Below are 18,772 nucleotides of genomic sequence, written 5' to 3' on the forward strand. Positions count from 1 at the left end.
GGCGAATGCAGGCCCGAACCGCTTTTCCACAACCGGTGTGCGGCACTGCACGGAGAACTTGTGGATAAGGGTGCGCAGCCCTTGTGTCCCAAGGCTTCGCAACGTGTGGTGAAAATTTGTCCAGCCAGGCGACGCCATAGGCAGGGACGCAATCCCGGTGTCCTCAGCATCGCGCGTCAAATTGGTTTGGCCAGGGGGCTCCACCCCCGCCTGCGCGGCATCCCACCCACCGGTAGCACCGTGCCACGCGCGGCGGATGCGGGCCGGAGCGGCTTTTTTCCACAACGCGTGTGCGGCACCCCGGGTGGAACCTGTGGATAAGCGTGCACGGCCCTTGCGCTGCAAGGCTCTGCAACGTGTGGTGAAGAATTGTCCATGTGCATGAACCGGCCATTGCGCGGGTGATGACTGGGCCGTCATGGGCCGACGGTACAATGGCCGACCTTTTTCCCATGTGGAGCTGCCCATGTCCCGCCAGATCATCAACACCGCCAACGCCCCGGCCGCCATCGGCCCGTACTCGCAGGCCGTGCGTGCCGGCAACACCGTCTACTTCTCCGGCCAGATCCCGCTGGACCCGGCCACCGGTGACATCGTCGCCGGCGACGTGACCGCACAGGCCCGTCGTGCGTTCGACAACCTCAAGGCCGTGGCCGAGGAAGCCGGCGGTTCGCTGGACAAGATGGTGCGCCTGGGCCTGTACCTGACCGACCTGGGCGAGTTCGCCAAGGTCAACGCGGTGATGCAGGAGTACTTCCAGGCGCCGTTCCCGGCCCGTTCGACCATCGAAGTGTCGGGCCTGCCGAAGGGCGCCGCGTTCGAAGTCGACGCCATCATGGTGCTGGAGTAATCCAGCGGCCAGCGGGGGCCTGCCTGCAGGCCCTCAGGCCAGGGGACGCCGGGTCTGGCTCGGCGTCTGCCCGGTCCAACGCTTGAAGGCGCGACGGAACTCACGCGCGTCGTTGAAGCCGAGCTGGTTGCCGATCGCGGCGATGCCCAGTTCGGGATCCTGCAGCAGTTCCAGGGCCCGTTCGGTGCGGATGCGGTCGTGTACCTCGCTGAAGGAGGTTTCCTCCTCGGCCAACTGCCGGCGCAACGTGCGTTCGCTCAGGTGCAGGGCCAGGGCCACATCGCTCATCTGCGGGTTGTCCCGCAACTGCGGGCGCAGCAGCCGCTCCACCGCCGCAGTGGTCTCGCCGCGCATCGACAGGCTGGCGAGCTGGCCATGGCACAACGCCAGGGCCTGCTGCGAGGTCACCGGGTTGTAGCTGGCGAAAGGCAGGTCCATCCAGCGCCGGTCGAGCAACACCGCATGCCGCGCCTGCTCGAAGCGGACCTCGCAGCGGAACAGCGTTGCGTACTGGGCCGCGTAGCCGGGCGCGGGATAACCCAGCTCCATCCAGAGCGGACTGAAGCGCTCGCCGGCCAGTTCACGGCCCAGCATCAGCACGCTGGAGAACAACTCCTCGCACAGGAATGGCAACAGGTCATGTGATTCCTCCGGCGCGGTGGCCACCAGTGCCAGGGTCTGGGCATCGTGCTCATGCAGGCTCAATGTCATCAATGGGCCCAGGTTGCGCTGGTAGTCCAGGCCGATGCGCACCGCATCGCCGAAAGTGCGCGCGGTCTTCATCGCCAGCCCGAGCAGGCCGAAGTTGCCGCCGTTCTGGCTGCTGCCCATCGCCAGGCCAACGCCGTCGATGGGGAGCGTGGGCAGGGCGCGGCGGATGACCTCGATCGCCTGCCGGTAGGAAATGCGCGTGCGCGGGTCGTCCAGCTGCGTGACGCTCAGGCGCAGGCCGGCCAGCCAGCTCTCGCTGTTGACGCCCAGTTCGCGGCCCATCAGCAACAGGCCACACAGCATGTTGGTGGGGACATCGGCGATGGCCAGCCGGTCCCCGGATCTGCGATGCATCGAAGCTCCCTCCAGCTTGTCCGCTTTGCCCCCCCAAGTATGCCGCTCCTGCCCTTCGCGTGAACACTGGCTGAAAGCCAGACTGCGGCAACATCTGGCGGCGTATGGGAGGCCGAATCATGCAGCGCAGCAATAAATGGGCGGTGGCAGCCGCAGTGGCGGTGCTGGCGTCCGGTTGCCAGAAGCAGGCCGAGCCGGGTCCGGCCGTGGCCGCCGCCGATGGGGCATTTGCGGCCAGCCTGCAGGAACGCCTGCTCGACGCCAAGCCCGGGGACGTGATCGAGATCCCGGCCGGCCGGCACCAGTTCGAGCGCAGCCTGACCCTGCGCGCCGATGGGGTGACCCTGCGCGGCGCCGGCATGGACAAGACCGTGCTCAGCTTCAAGGGGCAGAAGGCCGGTGCCGAAGGGCTGCTGGTCAATGGTGACAACTTCACCATCGAGAACCTCACCATCGAGGACTCCAGGGGCGACGGCCTGAAGATCAGCGAGTCCGAGCACATCACCATCCGCGGCATCAAGGTGCAGTGGACCGGCGGGCCGAGCACCAAGAACGGTGCCTACGGCATCTACCCGGTGCTGACCAAGGACGTGCTGATCGAGAACACCATCTCCATCGGTGCATCCGATGCGGGCATCTACGTCGGCCAGTCCGACGGGGTGATCGTGCGCGACAGCCGCGCCGAGCAGAACGTGGCCGGCATCGAGGTGGAGAACACCCGCAACGCCGATGTCTACAACAACGTGGCCACCGGCAACACCGGCGGCATCCTGGTGTTCAACATGCCCGGGCTGTCGCAGCAGGGCGCCAACATCCGCGTGTTCAACAACAAGGTCATCGCCAACAACCACGCCAACTTCGGTGCCAAGGGCACGCCGGTGGCCAGCGTGCCGGCCGGTTCGGGGGTGGTCATCAATTCCAACGATGACATCGAGGTGTTCGACAACGAGATACGCGACAACGCCACCGCCAACATCATCGTCTCCAGCGTCTATTCCACCGGCTACAAGGACAGCAGCGCGTCGGCCAGCTTCGACCCCTACCCCGAGCGCATCTACATCCACAACAACACGCTGTCCGGCGGCGGTGATTCCCCCGATGGCCTGGACCTGAAGGCGCTGAAGGTCGCCACCTTCGGCCTGACCGGCAACTTCCCGGACGTGTTGTGGGATGGCTACTTCAACGCCAACCGGGTGGTCGACGGGGTCCGGATGGGCCCGCAGATCTGCCTGCGCGACGTCAACGGCGTGATCAACGCCGATGGCCCCGGGGGCTACAAGAATCCGAGCAAGGACCTCAAGCCGTTCGATTGTGAATTGCCGCGCCTGCCGGCAATCGACCTGAAGCGGGGTTGAGGACGACCGATGCGTGCGATGCGTGTGCGGGTAGGCATGATGATCGGCGTACTGCTGGCCCTGGTGGGGTGCAGCGGCAAGCCGGCGGTGCATTTCTTCGACGAGGGCCAGCCTGCGACGCTGGACCAGTGGCACGTGCTGCGGGTCGAGGGGGGCAAGCTGCGACTCAATGACGGGGTGGTGCCGTATGACCTGAACACCCCGTTGTTCAGCGATTACGCACACAAGCTGCGCACGGTATGGATGCCGGAAGGAAAGGCCGCCGGCTATCAGCCGGAGAATGCCTTCGATTTTCCGGTCGGCACCATCCTCAGCAAGACGTTCTACTACCCGCTGCCGGAAGGGGGCGGCGCTGACGCCATGGCGGTGGCGCGTACGCCGCCCTCGCAGTCCTCGTTGGAGGGTGAGGCGCTGGACCTGTCCAGGGTGCGCCTGATCGAAACGCGGCTGCTGGTGCATCGCCAACAGGGCTGGGTGGCGTTGCCGTATGTATGGAACCGCGAGCAGACCGTTGCCACGCTCAAGCGCACCGGCGATACGGTTGAACTGGAGCTGGTGGACGCGGCCGGCGCGCGCGAGGCGCTGAGCTACCAGGTCCCGGACCAGAACCAATGCGGCGGCTGCCACATCACCGACAACCGGTCGCGCAAGTTGCTGCCGATCGGTCCCAAGGCCCGGAACCTCAACCGTGACTTCGACTACGCCGGGGGGCGCGAGAACCAGTTGGCGCACCTGGCACGGGTGGGTTACCTGCAGGGCGCGCCGGCCCCGGCGCAGGCACCATGGGCCGCCGATGCCACCGATCCGCAGGCATCGCTGGATGCGCGTGCACGCGCCTACCTGGACGTGAACTGCGGGCATTGCCACAGCCGCACCGGCCCGGCGATCACCTCCGGGCTGTGGCTGGACGCGCCCACCCGCGATCACCTGAAACTCGGCCTGTGCAAGCAGCCCATCGCCGCCGGCAAGGGCACCGGCAACCGGTTGTATGACGTGCTGCCCGGTGATGCCGATGCCTCGATCATCGCCTTCCGCATGGACAGCGACGATCCGGCGGTGATGATGCCGGAGCTGGGCAGGGCGGTGGTGCACAAGGAAGGTCTGGCATTGATCCGGCAATGGATCAATGGGCTTGAAGGGAGTTGCGATACGACGGCCGGCGCGGGGCCGGTCAACACGACGGGACCGCCGGCCGGTTGAGGTCGGTTTCACCCACTGCTGGGAGAGAGGCGATGCGAGTGAAACAAAGGAGTCTGGTGACAGGGCTGCAGCGGGCGATGGCCGGGCTGGTGGTGCTGGGGACGGCCGGTACGGCCATGGCGCAATCGGCGACGGAGGACGCGGCGACCACGCTGGACCGGATCACGGTCACCGCGCAGAGCCGCCAGCAGGAGATCCAGGACGTACCGATCGCCCTGCAGGTGGTCGACCAGAACCTGCTCAGCGACGTGGCCGCCGAGAACCTGGGTGACATCGACGCCTTCGTGCCGGGCCTGGTGATCGATGCGGTACAGCCGACCCAGCCTTCGTTCCGGCTGCGCGGCGTGGAAACCGACGATTTCGGCATCGGCACCGATCCGGCCGTGGGCATCTTCGTCGACGGCGTGTACGGGGGGCGCGGCGGCGGGGTGCTGTTGCCGTTCGTCGACGTGGAGCGCATCGAAGTACTGAAGGGCCCGCAGGGCACGCTGTTCGGCCGCAACACCGCCGCCGGTGCGATCTCGCTGATCACCCGCCGGCCACAGGCCGACGTGGAAGCGCGCGCGACGGTGCGGGTCGGCAACTACGGCAAGAAGTACGCCGATGCGATGTGGAACATTCCCACCGGCGACAACTCCGCGCTGCGCTTCAACGCCCTGATCAATACCAGCGATGGCTGGTTCCAGGACGGTGCCACCGGCAAGGACCTGGGCGGGGACAATGTCTGGGCCACGCGCGCGGCCTGGCAGTCGCGCTTTGGCGACAACACCACCGCCTACATCACCTGGGACCATGAAAGCCTGGACCAGAATGGCCGCGTCACCACCGGCATCGTGGCCCTGCCGGACTACCCGGCGCGCCCCACCGTGCCAGTGGATCCCAACGACTACCTGGACCCGCGCAAGGTCAAGACCTACAGCGATGCCGACAATGCCGAATGGCGCACGTTCGATGGCGTGACCCTGATCGTCGACCATGCGCTGGCCTGGGGCAATTTCACCTCGACCAGTTCCTGGCGCAAGTACGACTCGACCAACCACACCGAGGAGGACGGGACCAACCGCGCCGACCTGTACGTGGACTCGAAGAACACCGAGAGCAACGAGACCTTCTACCAGGAGTTCAAGTTCTCCGGCAGCAACGACCACATCGACTGGGTGGCCGGCGCCAGCTACTTCAACGAGGACGCGCGCCAGGCCAGCGAGGTCAATACCAACACCGAGGCGGTGGACAACATCGTCCGCAACATGGGCATCGCCCCCACGCCCGACGGCAGCCTGTTCGGCTTCACCTCGATGCTGGCGCAGATGAACGGCATCCCGATCTCGTTGGTGGGCGAAAAGTGGAACGAGCGCTTCCTCAACACGCTCGACACCACGTCCTATGCGGTGTTCGGTGACGTGATCTGGAAGGCCACCGACCGCCTCAACCTGACCTTCGGCCTGCGCTACACGCGCGACGAGAAGGACTTCACCTGGCTCAACACACCGCGCAACGCGCCCGGCCTGGAGGCCAAGCTGGACACGCTGGAGGCGCTGGGCTTCTTCCAGGCGCTGGCCGGGATGGGCGTTCCGATCACCCGTGAACTGCTGACCTTCGACATGGCCTTCATCGATGCGCCGGCGATGGTCAACAAGGGCAAGCTGGTCCGCGACAAGAAGCTCTGGAGCGACTGGAGCCCGCGCTTCGTCATCGACTACCACGTCAATGACGACACCATGGTGTTCGCGTCGCTGGCCAAGGGCTACAAGGCCGGTGGCTTCAACGCGCTGCAGATCGGCCCGGCGTTCGAGAACGAGGACGTGTGGAACCTGGAGATGGGCATCAAGCAGAGCTTCGCCCGCTTCTCGTACAACGCCTCGGTCTTCCACTACCGCTATGACAACCGCCAGGCCATCCGCCTGGTCGACCCGGACCCGAACAACCCGGTCGATATCCCGCGCTACGTCTTCGACACCGGTGACCTGGAGGCGACCGGCGTGGACTTCGACATGCGCTGGAAAGTCACCGATGCCTTCAGCCTGGATGCGCAGGCCGAGTGGATCGACTCCAAGTACAAGAACTACGTGACGCCGGAGGGTGTCGACCTGGACGGCGAGCCGACCGGCGAACCGCACTTCACCGCTTCGGCCGGCGCCGCATACCAGGCTGATCTCGGTGGCAACGGCCAGCTGCGCTTCTCTGTCCGGCAGGCGTACCGCGGCGCACAGCGTTGCAACGAGGCCTCCGACCTGCAGGGTGACTGCGGCATCAGCAGGCTGCTCAACGTGGGCCAATCGCGGCAACGCACGGATGCACGCATCGCCTGGACCTCGCCGCTGGGCCACTTCAACTGGGCGGTGTACGCCAACAACGTGTTCGACAAGCAGTACGTGCGCGGCCTGAACACCTACGGCCGTGGCCCGCTGGGCGTGGTCGGCGCGACCATCACCGATCCGCGCACCTACGGTCTGGAAATGACCGTGAAGTTCTAGGCGTTCCAAGCCCTTCTCCCGTGCACGGGAGAAGGGCCGGGATGAGGGCAGGGGGACAGGCAGGTCCCCCGAAGGCGCCCAGACACAGCCCTCATCCCACCTTTCACCTCGGACTTCCAACGCTGCAAGGGGAAGGAAACCCCGGCGCCCACCGCGGCCGGGGTTTCTGTTTTGGGCACATGACGGCATCCTTGTCACATGTCTGCCCGTCGTGACGCCGTATCCCTTGACCTGTCCACCGAACCGCTCAGTCGCCTTGCCGGCGTCGGACCGCGGGTGGCCGCCAAGCTGGAGGCGCGGGGGCTGACCACGCTGCAGGACCTGTGGCTGCACCTGCCGCTGCGCTACGAGGACCGCACCACGCTGCTGCCGATCCGCGCGTTGAAGGCGGGCCTGGCCGCGCAGGTGGAGGGCAGGGTGGAGGCGGTGGAGCGTGGTTTCCGCTACCGGCCGATGCTGCGCGTGGCCATCGGCGATGATTCCGGCGGCACGCTGGTGCTGCGCTTCTTCCATTTCCGCGCCGCGCAGGTGGCGCAGTTCAGCGTCGGTACGCGGCTGCGTTGCTATGGCACGCCGCGCCCCGGGCAGCACGGGCTGGAAATCGTCCATCCCAGCTATCGGGTACTCGGCGACGCCGAGGAGGCCGGGCTGGGCGAAGCGCTGGACCCGGTGTATCCGGCGGTGGAAGGCATCGGTCCGGCCAGCCTGCGCAAGCTGATCGGGCAGGCGCTGGATCGCCTGCCGGAGGAGGCACGGCTGGAACTGCTGCCGGCCGATCTGCTGGCCGGCCTGAACCTGCCATCGCTACGTGACGCCCTGCTGACCATGCACCGCCCGCCGGCCACGGCCGACATCGCCGCGCTGGCCGCCGGGACGCATCCGGCGCAGCGTCGCCTGGCGATGGAGGAACTGCTGGCCCATCACCTGAGCCTGCGCCGCCAGCGCATCGCCCTGCAGCAGCATCGCGCGCCGTCGCTGCGTGGCCGTGATGGGCTGGTCAAGGCTTTGCTCGACGCCTTGCCGTTCAAGCTGACCGGTGCCCAGCAGCGCGTGTTCGACGAGATCCGCAAGGATCTGGCGCGGGCCCACCCGATGTTGCGGCTGGTGCAGGGCGATGTCGGTTCGGGCAAGACCGTGGTCGCCGCGCTGGCGGCGATGTTGGCGGTCGAGCGCGGCAAGCAGGTGGCGCTGGCCGCGCCGACCGAGTTGCTTGCCGAACAGCATCTGGCCAACCTGCGTGGCTGGCTGGAGCCGTTGGGCGTGCGCGTCGCGTGGCTGGCCGGCAAGGTCACCGGCAAGGCGCGCAACAAGGTGCTGGAGGACGTCGCCTCCGGGCACGCGCAGGTGGTGGTCGGCACGCATGCATTGATGCAGGACAACGTGGTGTTCAACGACCTGGCGCTGGCCATCGTCGACGAGCAGCACCGCTTCGGCGTGCACCAGCGCCTGGCCCTGCGCGACAAGGGCGCCAGCGCCGGCGTCGTGCCGCACCAGCTGGTGATGACCGCCACCCCCATCCCGCGCACGCTGGCCATGGCCGCGTATTCGGACCTGGATGTCTCGGCCATCGACGAGCTGCCCCCCGGGCGCACGCCGGTGCAGACCATCGTGATCAGCGCCGAACGTCGTCCCGAACTGGTCGAGCGCATCCGTGTCGCCTGCCAGCAGGGGCGCCAGGTGTATTGGGTGTGCACGTTGATCGACGAAAGCGACGAGGTCGTTGCCACTGCCGCGCAGGCCACCTTCGAGGCGCTGTCGGCGCAGTTGCCGGAACTGCGCATCGGGCTGGTGCACGGGCGCATGAAGGCGGCCGAGAAGCAGGCGGCCATGCGTGCCTTCAAGTCCGCCGGGACCGACCTGTTGGTGGCCACCACCGTGATCGAGGTCGGCGTGGACGTGCCCAATGCCTCGCTGATGATCATCGAGAACGCCGAGCGGCTGGGCCTGGCCCAGTTGCACCAGCTGCGCGGGCGGGTGGGGCGCGGGGCCACCGCCTCCAGCTGCGTGCTGATGTACCAGGCGCCGCTGTCGAACATGGCGCGCGAACGGCTGGAAACCATGCGCCACACCGCCGACGGCTTCCTGATCGCCGAGAAGGACCTGGAGCTGCGCGGTCCCGGCGAACTGCTGGGCACCCGCCAGACCGGCCTGGCCGCGTTCCGCGTGGCCGACCTGGCGCGTGATGCGGGCATGTTGCCGGCGGTTCACGACCTGGCCGAGCGCCTGCTGGCGCAGTCGCCGGACCTGGCCGACCGGGTGGTCCGGCGCTGGATCGGTGGCGCGGTGCGCTACGCATCGGCCTGATCGCGTGCTTCCCCTGTCATGGAGGAGATGACAGACTCCATTGCCAACCAAAGTGAAGCAGAAGATGAGCAAGAAGATACCGTTGCTGATTGATACCGATCCGGGTGTGGACGACGCGCTGGCGCTGTTGATGGCCTTTGCCGACGAACGCCACGAGGTGATCGGTCTGACGGTAGCGGCCGGCAACGTCGGGCTCGAGTACACCGTGCGCAATGCGTTGAAGCTATGCGAAGTGGCCGGCCGTGAAGACGTGCCGGTGTTTGCCGGCACGCCCGACCCGCTGGTCTACCCGGCCGAGGACGCCGCCCACGTGCATGGCCGCGATGGTTTTGGCGACGTCGACCTGCCGCATGCCGCATGCCAGGTCCAGGCCGAGCATGCCGCGCTGGCGATCCTGCGCCTGTCGCACCAGTACGCCGGCGAGCTGCTGCTGGTGGCGCTGGGCCCGCTGACCAACATCGCGCTGGCGCTGAAGCTGGACCCGACCCTGCCGCAGCGCGTGAAACGCTTCCTGGTGATGGGCGGTGCCATCAATGGCCACGGCAACATCACCCCGGTGGCCGAGTTCAACATCGCCTTCGATCCGGAAGCGGCGCACATCGTGTTCACCAGCTTCCCGCATATCGAAGTGGCCGACTGGGAAGCCACGATCGCCCACGGCATGCTGCACCGGAGCGTGGAGACGTGGCTGGCCGCCGATTCGGACAAGGCGCGCTTCTATGAGCTGATCTCGCGCAAGACGCGTCTGTGGTCGGAAGACAGCCGCGGCGAGCACTGGTATGCCGCCGATGCCCTGGCCATGGCATGGGCGCTGCAGCCCGACGGCGCCACGCAGCTCGAGCAGCGCCCGCTGTCGATCGAGCTGACCGGTGCGCGGACCCGCGGTGCGACCGTGGTGGACTGGAACCGCCAGACCGGCGCGCCGGACAACACCACCTTGCTGGTCGGCTACGACCAGGCCCGGTTCGAAGCCCAGGTGCAGCGCGCCCTGGGCGCCTGAAGCCCGGGTTGAATTCCCGGCTTGCTCCCGAGGCAAGCCGGGACTATAATGCCGCTCTTGACCACCAGCCCACACGGTGCGAGCCCATGAAGGCCGATATCCATCCCGATTACCACAACGTCGTTTTCCACGACGTCACCTCCGACTTCAAGTTCCTGACCCGTTCGACCATGTCCTCCAAGGAGACGGTCAAGTGGGAAGATGGTGAAGATTACCCGCTGATCAAGGTCGAAATTTCCTCGGCCTCGCACCCGTTCTACACGGGCAAGCACAAGGTCATCGACACCAGCGGTCGTATCGACAAGTTCCAGAAGCGCTACGCCCGCTAATCTGGTTGTTGTTGTACGCACACAAACATCGGCCGCGCATTGCGTGGCCGATGTTTTGTGCTGTCTGCAGCTTGCTGAACCGATGCTCAATCCGACTGACATTGCCGATAACGCTGTGTCGCATTGCCGGGGCTGCTATAAGACTTTCGTCTGCGCAATCTGGAATTGCTGCTGTGCGATAATAGTGGCAACCGCAGCCGGAAACAGCATGAAAAGCTGCGGATTTCCTTCACGCGTCTGGCCACGGTCACCTCTCTGATCCATGGTCGGCGCCTTCCACTTGAGGAGCGCACACTGTGTCCGATCTTGATCAGGTCACGCTCAACGCCGGCGACAAGTCGGTCGTTCTGCCTGTCGTCAAACCCGTTCTGGGCAATAACTGTGTCGATATCTCGAAGCTGACCAAGGAAACCGGTCTCTTCACCTACGACTCGGGCTACACCGCCACCGCCAGCTGCAAGTCGGCCATCACCTACATCGATGGCGACAATGGCGTGCTGCTGTACCGCGGTTACCCGATCGAACAGCTGGCCGAGAAGTCCAGCTTCGTCGAAGTCGCCTACCTGCTGATCAATGGCGAGCGCCCGGACGCCGCCCAGCTGAAGGCCTTCGAAGCCGAACTCACCGCCGAAGCCGGCGTTGACGCCTCGATCAACACGCTGATCGGCAGCTTCGCCAAGGATGCACATCCGATGGCGATCCTGGCTGCCTCGATCGCGCAGCTCTCGGCCAAGTACCACGACTCGCTGGACCTGGCCGACGCCGAGCAGCGCCGCCAGGCCGCCGTGCGCCTGATCGCCAAGGTGCCGACCCTGTCGGCCCTGATCTACCGCCATGGCAAGGGCCTGCCGGCCAACACCCCGGACACCTCGCTGGATTACGTCAGCCGCTTCCTGAAGCAGACCTTCGAGTCGGCCGATGGCAAGTACGACCTGAACCAGGACGTGGTCAAGGCGCTGGACCTGCTGTTCATCCTGCACGCCGACCATGAGCAGAACGCCTCGACCTCGACCGTGCGTCTGGTCGGTTCCACCGGCGCCAACCCGTACGCCTCGGTCGCCGCTGGCGTCACCGCGCTGTGGGGCCCGGCACACGGCGGCGCCAACGAAGCCGTGCTGAAGATGCTGGAAGAGATCGGCACCGCCGATAACGTCGAGTCCGCCGTGGTCAAGGCCAAGGACAAGACCTCCGGCTTCCGCCTGATGGGCTTCGGCCACCGCGTCTACAAGAACTTCGACCCGCGCGCCAAGGTCATCGGCGAGATGACCAGCAAGGTGCTCAAGCAGCTGGGCGTGCAGGATCCGCTGCTGGACGTGGCCGTCAAGCTGGAACAGGCCGCGCTGCAGGACGAGTACTTCGTCGCCCGCAAGCTGTACCCGAACGTCGATTTCTACAGCGGCATCATCTACAAGGCGCTGCAGATCCCGACCGAGATGTTCACCGTCATGTTCGCCCTCGGCCGCACCGCCGGCTGGGTGTCGCATTGGCTGGAACAGCAGGTCGACCCGGAAATGAAGATCGGCCGTCCGCGCCAGGTCTACACCGGCCACGACGTGCGCGACTACAAGTAATGGCACCGGCGCAGCAATGCGCCGCACCATGACGACAAAGGCCCCGCAATGCGGGGCCTTTGTGTTCCGGGGTGCCGGGCGTTCCAGCTTCGCGCCCGCGGGCGCTTCTACAACGAGGGGTCCCGGTAGGAGCGGCTTCAGCGGCGAAGCAGGAACGGCATCCGCCCACGCACTGCCGGGAACCAGGCGTTCCTCGAGCGCGGGATTACCGGCGCCGGCAGGTTTCCGGTTCTGCGCCCCAGGGCGCTCCTACTCGTCGGCCAGCAGCTGGCGCAGCTGGGCCAGCGTGGCACGCGGCAGGGGTTTGCCGTCATCGCTGGATACTGGCGGTTGCCGCACCGCGTCCTCGGGCAGGATCACCAGCTCGAAGGCAATCCCATCAGCTGCGAACTCCCAGCCCGGGTAATGCTGGCGCGAGGCATGCCCGGCCAGCTGCAGCGGCCACGCGCGTGCCTCGGCGGGAATCTGCTGGTCATGCAGGAAGTGCTGCACGGCCTCGGCGTCGTCGCAGTGCAGGTGCAGGATGACCGGGCTGCTGTCACCGGCCAGGCCGGTCAGCACCGGGCCGGCCAGGCGCGGCTGGAACGCCTGCAGGAACTGCATCGCCTGCAGCGCCGATGCACGCCGTTGCCGCAGCGCGCCCGGCTGGGTGGTGGAGGCGAACAGGCGCTGGTGCTCGCGCAGCGCCTGTTCGACATCGGCCAGGCGTGGCCACAGCGCTTCTTCGTGGATGCCAAGCCGGCTGGCGGCCTTGCGGCGTGCGTGTTCGAAGTCCTGGATGCCGCTCTCGGCGATCAGGCGCGCGGCTTCCTGGGCGATCCGCTGGCGGCCACGTGCGTTGCGCTGGGCGCTCTGTGGGGATGACGGCATCGCGGGCTCCTCCCGGTGGGTGCGGCCCGATTGTAGGCAGGCGGCGGGGTGTGCGTCCCGCCGCCTGCGGCAATGCGTCAGAAGATGTCGAACGCGGCGTCGTCGGCGCTCTGGTCCTGCTGCTCGAAGTCGAACTCCTGCATGCGGTCCAGGTCCTCGTTCTTGACCCATTCGGTGGCGCCGTTGAGCGTGGCCTGCACCATGCCCGACGGGGGGTCGTTGCGCGCGATCGGCGCATCCTTCAGGGCCACGCGCATGTAGTCGATCCAGATCGGCAGGGCGGCCTTGCCACCGTACTCGCGGTACCCCAGCGAGCGGAAGTCATCGCGGCCCACCCACACGGTGGTGGCGAAGGGGCCACCGAAGCCGGAGAACCAGGCGTCGCGGTGGTCGTTGGTCGAGCCGGTCTTGCCGCCGACGTCCTCGCGGCCCAGGACCTTGGCCGCGGTGCCGGTACCGCGCTGGACCACGTCACGCATCATCGATACCAGCTGGTAGGCGGTGCGCTCGTCGATGGCGCGCGGCGCGGTGCGTGCATCCGGGTTGACCGGCTTCGGCGGTTGGACCGCGTCGGGCGTGGCGCTGTCGGGTTTCGGGGCGGGGGTAGGGGCGGCTTCGGCACCGAAATTGAAGCCGTCCACCACCTGCGCGACCGGCGCGGCGCCCGGGCCGGAGAGGCCGCCGCAGCCGCGGCAGGCCATGGCCGGGTTCTCCTTGAAGATCACGGTGCCGTCGCGGTCCTTGATCTCATCGATCACCCAGGTATCCACGCGCGAGCCACCGTTGGCGAACACGGCGTAGCCGCGCGCCACCGACAGCGGCGTCACCGAGGCCGTGCCCAGCGACATCGACAGGTTCGGCGGCAGCTCGGCTTCCTGGAAGCCGAACTCGCTGATGTACTTGCGCGCATAGTCCACGCCGATGCTGTCGAGCAGGCGCACCGAGACCAGGTTGCGCGACTGCACCAGTGCCTCGCGCAGGCGCATCGGGCCACGGAAGCCGCCGCCGTCGTTCTGCGGCTGCCAGGTCTTGCCGCGGCGGTCGCGGAACACCACCGGTGCGTCGAGCACGATCGAGGCCGGGTTGAAGCCCTTGTCGAACGAGGCGGCGTAGATGAACGGCTTGAAGCTCGAGCCGGGCTGGCGACGGGCTTGGGTGGCGCGGTTGAACTTGTTGCCGGCGAAGCTGAAGCCACCGACCAGAGCGCGCAGCGCGCCGCTCTCGGCGTCCAGCGACACCAGTGCGGCCTGGCCGCGCGGGAGCTGGTCGATCAGCCACTCGCCTTCCTTGCTGCCCGCGCGCACGCGGATCAGGTCGCCGCGGGTGGCCAGCTTGGCCGGGGTGCGGTTGGTCCAGCGGCTGGCGGCTGCCGGCAGGGTCAGTTCGGTGCGGTCGGCCAGCACCACGCTGATGCCGCCGTCGGCATGCGTGGCCGAGACCACCGCCGGCAGCAGGCCGGCCTGGGCCGGAATGCCGGCGATCTGGCGGGCGAGGGTGGCGGCATCGGCATCGGCGGCGACATCGAAATGCTGCTCGACGCCGTGCCAGCCGTGGCGATGGTCATACAGCATCAGGCCATCGCGCACGGCGATGTTGGCCGCTTCCTGCCAGGTGCCATTGATGGTCGTGGTGACGTGGTAGCCCTTGTTGAGCACGTCGCCGCCGTACTTGGCGATCATCTCCTGGCGGACCATTTCGGCCACGTAGGGCGCGTAGACCTCCACCGGCGGCTCATGCGGGGCGGCATGCATCGGCACGGCCTTGGCCGCGTCGGCTTCGGCCTGGCTGATGAAGTGCAACTCGGCCATGCGCTGCAGCACGTAGTTGTCACGGCGCTGGCGCGCGCGCTCGGGGTTGCTGATCGGGTTGCCGCTGGACGGGAACTTGGGGATGCCGGCCAGCGAGGCCATCTCATCCAGGTCCAGTTCGTTGAGCTTCTTGCCGTAGTAGTACTCGGCCGCGGCACCGATGCCATAGGCGCGATTGCCGAAGAAGCTCTTGTTCAGGTAAAGCTCGAAGATCTCGTCCTTGCTCAGCTCGCTTTCGATCTTGCGGGCCAGCAGGATCTCGGCCAGCTTGCGGGTGTAGCTGTACTCCGAGCTCAGGAAGAACTGGCGGGCGACCTGCTGGGTGATGGTCGAGCCGCCGGGCACGCGCTTGGCGTCGGTGGTGGCCAGCAGCCAGATCGCGCGGCCCACGCCTTTGTAGTCGACGCCGTCATGCTGGTAGAAGCGGGCGTCCTCGGTGGCCAGGAACGCCTGCTTCAGGCGCTCGGGGACGTCCTTCATCTGGATGGGATAGCGCCGGGTCTCACCGAAGACCGCCATCAATTTCCCTTCGCTGTCATAGACATACATCGGCTCTTGGAGCTCGACGTCACGCAGCGACTGGACGTCGGGCAGCTTGGAGGAGACAACGTAATAGAGCGCTCCGGCGGCGATCGCCCCGATCAGGGCGAAGGCGACGAACAGGGCCAGCAGCCAGCGCAGCCAGCGACGGAAACGTGCCATCCAAAGGTCCCAATTGCGGTTTTTGTGGCCGCAGAGTATAGATTACGCAGGGGAACGGCTGGGGCCGGATCCTTGGGGAGTGCAAAGGGGGTCTTCGGAGCGTGTGATGCGGATCGCGTCTCGTGCCCGGGATGGTTGCCATTTCAGAAAAATCCGTTATTAATGCGCGGACGCAACACTTGCGTCCAAGTGCCCGTCGGCAGGGGAGAATCCGTGGGGCTTATCCCAAAAAGTCAGGCGCCAATCATTGGCGTCGACATCAGTTCTACTGCGGTGAAGCTGCTACAGCTTTCCCGCAGCGGTAATCGTTTCCGCGTGGAACACTACGCCGTGGAACCTCTTCCGCCGAATGCGGTGGTCGAGAAGAACATCGTCGAAGTCGAGGCGGTTGGCGAAGCCATTCGTCGCGCCGTCGCCCGTTCAGGCAGCAAGGCCAAGAGCGCCGCGGCTGCCGTGGCCGGTTCGGCCGTGATCACCAAGGTGATCCCGATGCCGGCCGACCTGGACGAGGACGAGCTGGAGGCACAGGTCGAGCTGGAGGCGGTGAACTACATTCCGTACCCGATCGACGAAGTGAACCTCGATTTCGAGGTGATCGGCGCGGTGCCCAACAATCCCGAGATGGTGCAGGTGCTGCTGGCCGCGTCGCGCTCGGAGAACGTCGAGCTGCGCCAGTCCGCGCTTGAACTTGGCGGCCTGACCGCCAAGGTCATGGACGTGGAGGCCTTCGCCATCGAGAACGCGTATGCGTTGGTGGCCAGTGAGTTGGCGGTGGGCAGTGACGCGGTGGTGGCCCTGGTGGACATCGGCGCGACCATGACCACCCTCAACGTGTTGCGCAGCGGCCGCAGCCTGTACAGCCGCGAGCAGGTCTTCGGCGGCAAGCAGCTGACCGATGAGGTGATGCGCCGCTACGGGCTGAGCTACGAGGAAGCCGGTCTGGCCAAGCGCCAGGGCGGCTTGCCGGAAAGCTACGAGGTCGAGGTGCTGGAGCCGTTCAAGGAAGCGACGGTGCAGCAGATCAGCCGCCTGTTGCAGTTCTTCTATGCCGGCAGCGAGTTCAACCGCGTCGATCATGTGGTCCTGGCCGGCGGTTGTGCCGCGTTGCCGGGCCTGCCGACGATGGTTGAAGAGCAACTGGGCGTTGCGACGTCGGTGGCCAACCCGCTGTCGCAGATGACCCTGGGCCCGAAGGTGCAGGCACACGCACTGGCCCAGGACGCACCTGCGCTGATGATCGCAACCGGTCTGGCCATGAGGGGGTTCGACTGATGGCGCGGATCAATCTTCTGCCGTGGCGCGAGGAGCGCCGCAAGCAACGGCAGCGTGAGTTCTACAGCATGCTCGGCTTTGCCGCGCTTGCTGGCGTGTTCCTGTCCGGCCTGTTGTGGTTCTACCACAGCCAGCAGATCAGTGGGCAGAACGAGCGTAATGCGTTCCTTCAGGCCGAGATCACCAAGGTCAAGGAGCAGAACAAGGAAATCGAGCGGCTGGACAAGCAGAAAGCGCGATTGCTGGCCCGCAAGGCGGTGATCGAGGAGCTGCAGGGCAAGCGTTCGCAGATGGTGCACCTGTTCGATTCGCTGGTGCGCACGATTCCGGACGGCGTGGTGCTGACCGCGTTGAAGCAGGAAGGGGACACCCTGACCCTGGAAGGCCGCACCCAGTCGAATGCGCGCGTCAGTACCTACATGCGCAATCTGGAGGGCTCGGGTTGGATGACCAATCCGGAACTGTCGATCATCGAGGCACGTGCACAACAGAGCGGGAGCAATGGCGTTGCCGTCAACGTCAAGTCGCTGCCCTACGTGTTCACGCTGCGCGTGAAGCTGCCGGCACCGGGTGAGACCACTCCGGGCCAGACGGGTGAAGGCGCGGGCGAGGTTGCGCCTGCCGCCCCGGCCCCGGCGGTGACCGACGCACCGGCGACCGCACCCGCGCCGGCTGCCGCACCGGCGGCGGACGCGCCGAAGGCCGAGGCCGCACCGGCGTCTGCCCCCGCTCCGAAGGAGGCCCGCTCGTGAGCAAGAAGTTCAACGCCAAAGATCTGGATTTCAACAACATCGGCAGTTGGCCGCGCAACGCGAAGATGGTGTTCTGCGCACTGCTGACGCTGCTGATCCTGATCCTTGCCTATCTGCTGGTCATCAAGGGCCAACGCGAGGAGCTGGCAGGGCTGGAAAGCAAGGAGACCAGCCTGCGCAGCGACTTCGAGAAGGAGCAGCAGCGCGCTGCCAATCTCGAGCCGCTGAAGCAGCAGTTGGCGCAGATGGAACAGGTGCTGCAGCAGATGTTGCGCCAGTTGCCCAGCAAGACCGAGATGCCGGACCTGATCATCGACGTGTCGCAGACCGCGCTGTCCAGCGGCCTGAACAACGAGTTGTTCCAGCCGGGCGCGGAATCGCTGAAGGAGTTCTACGCCGAGAAGCCGATCGCCTTGCGCCTGGTCGGTAGCTACCACCAGTTCGGTGCCTTCGTCAGTGGCGTGGCCTCGTTGCCGCGCGTGGTGATCCTGACCATGCACGACATCAACCTGAAGCCCAAGGGTGGCAATGGTGTGATAACTGCAGGTGGTGCGCTGGAGCTGTCGGGGACGGTGAAGACCTACCGCTATCTGGATGACTCCGAGTTGGAGGAGCAGGAGCGTCTGGCTGCCGAGGCCGAGAAGGGCAAGCGCAAGGGGGGATCCAAGCGATGAGCAGAGTTTCTTCCTTCGTGCTCGGCGCGATGTGCGTGCTGGCTTTGGCCGGGTGCGCCCGTGGCATCAGCAGCACGCCCGGTGAAGCGCCGAATCTCAAGAAGTGGGTGGCCGACGTGCGCGCACGTCCTGCCGAGCCGCTGGAGCCGCTGCCGGTGATGCAGCAGTTCGAAACGTTTGAGTACGCCGCGCAGGGCTTGCGCGATCCGTTCAGCGACGCGTGGGTGTCCGCCGATGGTGGCAACCAGTTGCGCCCGGATCCGGACCGTCGCAAGGAACCGCTGGAGGCGTATCCGCTGGACAGTCTCGACATGGTCGGCACCATCGGCGGCGGCAGCGGCATCGTTGCCCTGGTGATGGGGCCGGACAAGGTCACCTATCGCGTGCGCCCGGGGGTGTACATGGGCCAGAGCGATGGCCGTGTCACGGCGGTGCGCGAAGACGGGATTGAACTGATTGAACTGGTGCCGGACGGTGCGGGCGGTTGGCTGGAACGTCCAGCCTCGCTCGCACTGGACGATCGTTGATTGATTAGGGGATAGCACG

The 18,772-nt window shown here is 66.4% G+C and carries 15 protein-coding genes; 12 read left to right on the top strand and 3 right to left on the bottom strand.

Features of this window, described 5'->3' with window-relative positions; genetic code table 11:
* Positions 1-466: 466 nt before the first annotated feature.
* On the top strand, positions 467-850 hold the full coding sequence (locus ACIPR8_RS02700; protein WP_132865465.1) for a RidA family protein: 384 nt from the start codon (positions 467-469) through the stop codon (positions 848-850).
* A gap of 33 nt (positions 851-883) precedes the next feature.
* On the opposite strand, the gene ACIPR8_RS02705 is transcribed toward ACIPR8_RS02700, so the two are convergent.
* A complete protein-coding gene (locus tag ACIPR8_RS02705; RefSeq protein ID WP_313252005.1) occupies positions 884-1,915 on the bottom strand; it encodes an AraC family transcriptional regulator in 1,032 nt (343 codons plus the stop codon).
* Between the two features lie 119 nt (positions 1,916-2,034).
* Here ACIPR8_RS02705 and ACIPR8_RS02710 point away from each other — a divergent pair, with 119 nt between their 5' ends.
* The 7 genes from ACIPR8_RS02710 to ACIPR8_RS02740 all read left to right on the top strand — a co-directional run bounded on the left by ACIPR8_RS02710 (position 2,035) and on the right by ACIPR8_RS02740 (position 12,148).
* Entirely contained in the window at positions 2,035-3,270 is a 1,236-nt protein-coding gene (locus ACIPR8_RS02710; protein WP_313252003.1) for a parallel beta-helix domain-containing protein, read from the top strand.
* Between the two features lie 9 nt (positions 3,271-3,279).
* Positions 3,280-4,470 (top strand): SO2930 family diheme c-type cytochrome, encoded by a 1,191-nt coding sequence (locus ACIPR8_RS02715; protein ID WP_446540078.1) that lies wholly within the window; start codon positions 3,280-3,282, stop codon positions 4,468-4,470.
* A 56-nt stretch (positions 4,471-4,526) separates the two neighbouring features.
* Positions 4,527-6,944, top strand: a complete 2,418-nt coding sequence (locus ACIPR8_RS02720) for a TonB-dependent receptor (RefSeq protein WP_446540079.1) — start codon at positions 4,527-4,529, stop codon at positions 6,942-6,944.
* A 198-nt stretch (positions 6,945-7,142) separates the two neighbouring features.
* Positions 7,143-9,248: an ATP-dependent DNA helicase RecG gene (recG, locus tag ACIPR8_RS02725; RefSeq protein ID WP_313251998.1), complete on the top strand. Its 2,106-nt coding sequence runs from the start codon at positions 7,143-7,145 to the stop codon at positions 9,246-9,248.
* A 64-nt stretch (positions 9,249-9,312) separates the two neighbouring features.
* On the top strand, positions 9,313-10,248 hold the full coding sequence (locus tag ACIPR8_RS02730; protein ID WP_192287519.1) for a nucleoside hydrolase: 936 nt from the start codon (positions 9,313-9,315) through the stop codon (positions 10,246-10,248).
* An 86-nt stretch (positions 10,249-10,334) separates the two neighbouring features.
* Entirely contained in the window at positions 10,335-10,577 is a 243-nt protein-coding gene (locus ACIPR8_RS02735) for a type B 50S ribosomal protein L31 (RefSeq protein ID WP_132865460.1), read from the top strand.
* A gap of 296 nt (positions 10,578-10,873) precedes the next feature.
* Entirely contained in the window at positions 10,874-12,148 is a 1,275-nt protein-coding gene (locus ACIPR8_RS02740; RefSeq protein ID WP_132865459.1) for a citrate synthase, read from the top strand.
* Positions 12,149-12,397: 249 nt separating this feature from the next.
* Here the strand turns inward: ACIPR8_RS02740 and ACIPR8_RS02745 are convergent, their stop codons facing one another.
* Positions 12,398-13,018 (bottom strand): hypothetical protein, encoded by a 621-nt coding sequence (locus tag ACIPR8_RS02745; protein ID WP_446540080.1) that lies wholly within the window; start codon positions 13,016-13,018, stop codon positions 12,398-12,400.
* A gap of 77 nt (positions 13,019-13,095) precedes the next feature.
* A complete protein-coding gene (locus ACIPR8_RS02750; protein WP_446540081.1) occupies positions 13,096-15,528 on the bottom strand; it encodes a penicillin-binding protein 1A in 2,433 nt (810 codons plus the stop codon).
* A gap of 213 nt (positions 15,529-15,741) precedes the next feature.
* Between ACIPR8_RS02750 and ACIPR8_RS02755 the strand changes: the two genes are divergently transcribed.
* The 4 genes from ACIPR8_RS02755 to ACIPR8_RS02770 are packed head-to-tail and all read left to right on the top strand — an operon-like array spanning position 15,742 to position 18,753.
* Positions 15,742-16,800: a pilus assembly protein PilM gene (locus ACIPR8_RS02755; RefSeq protein ID WP_132865456.1), complete on the top strand. Its 1,059-nt coding sequence runs from the start codon at positions 15,742-15,744 to the stop codon at positions 16,798-16,800.
* On the top strand, positions 16,800-17,552 hold the full coding sequence (locus ACIPR8_RS02760; RefSeq protein WP_446540082.1) for a PilN domain-containing protein: 753 nt from the start codon (positions 16,800-16,802) through the stop codon (positions 17,550-17,552). Before ACIPR8_RS02755 ends, ACIPR8_RS02760 begins: the two co-directional genes overlap by 1 nt.
* Positions 17,549-18,226: a type 4a pilus biogenesis protein PilO gene (locus tag ACIPR8_RS02765; protein ID WP_323439171.1), complete on the top strand. Its 678-nt coding sequence runs from the start codon at positions 17,549-17,551 to the stop codon at positions 18,224-18,226. The genes ACIPR8_RS02760 and ACIPR8_RS02765 overlap by 4 nt, the downstream gene beginning before the upstream one ends.
* Entirely contained in the window at positions 18,223-18,753 is a 531-nt protein-coding gene (locus ACIPR8_RS02770; protein ID WP_446540083.1) for a pilus assembly protein PilP, read from the top strand. Before ACIPR8_RS02765 ends, ACIPR8_RS02770 begins: the two co-directional genes overlap by 4 nt.
* Positions 18,754-18,772: the final 19 nt, after the last annotated feature.

This window comes from Stenotrophomonas sp. LARHCG68 (genome assembly GCF_052871705.1).

What these genes read in the sequence shown, in the direction of transcription:
- ACIPR8_RS02710 (WP_313252003.1), top strand. Translation starts at nt 2,035, where the DNA reads ATGCAGCGCAGCAATAAATGGGCGGTGGCAGCCGCAGTGGCGGTGCTG.
- ACIPR8_RS02750 (WP_446540081.1), bottom strand. Translation starts at nt 15,528, where the DNA reads ATGGCACGTTTCCGTCGCTGGCTGCGCTGGCTGCTGGCCCTGTTCGTC.
- ACIPR8_RS02715 (WP_446540078.1), top strand. Translation starts at nt 3,280, where the DNA reads ATGCGTGCGATGCGTGTGCGGGTAGGCATGATGATCGGCGTACTGCTG.
- ACIPR8_RS02705 (WP_313252005.1), bottom strand. Translation starts at nt 1,915, where the DNA reads ATGCATCGCAGATCCGGGGACCGGCTGGCCATCGCCGATGTCCCCACC.
- ACIPR8_RS02760 (WP_446540082.1), top strand. Translation starts at nt 16,800, where the DNA reads ATGGCGCGGATCAATCTTCTGCCGTGGCGCGAGGAGCGCCGCAAGCAA.
- ACIPR8_RS02745 (WP_446540080.1), bottom strand. Translation starts at nt 13,018, where the DNA reads ATGCCGTCATCCCCACAGAGCGCCCAGCGCAACGCACGTGGCCGCCAG.
- ACIPR8_RS02700 (WP_132865465.1), top strand. Translation starts at nt 467, where the DNA reads ATGTCCCGCCAGATCATCAACACCGCCAACGCCCCGGCCGCCATCGGC.
- ACIPR8_RS02730 (WP_192287519.1), top strand. Translation starts at nt 9,313, where the DNA reads ATGAGCAAGAAGATACCGTTGCTGATTGATACCGATCCGGGTGTGGAC.
- ACIPR8_RS02735 (WP_132865460.1), top strand. Translation starts at nt 10,335, where the DNA reads ATGAAGGCCGATATCCATCCCGATTACCACAACGTCGTTTTCCACGAC.
- recG (WP_313251998.1), top strand. Translation starts at nt 7,143, where the DNA reads ATGTCTGCCCGTCGTGACGCCGTATCCCTTGACCTGTCCACCGAACCG.
- ACIPR8_RS02770 (WP_446540083.1), top strand. Translation starts at nt 18,223, where the DNA reads ATGAGCAGAGTTTCTTCCTTCGTGCTCGGCGCGATGTGCGTGCTGGCT.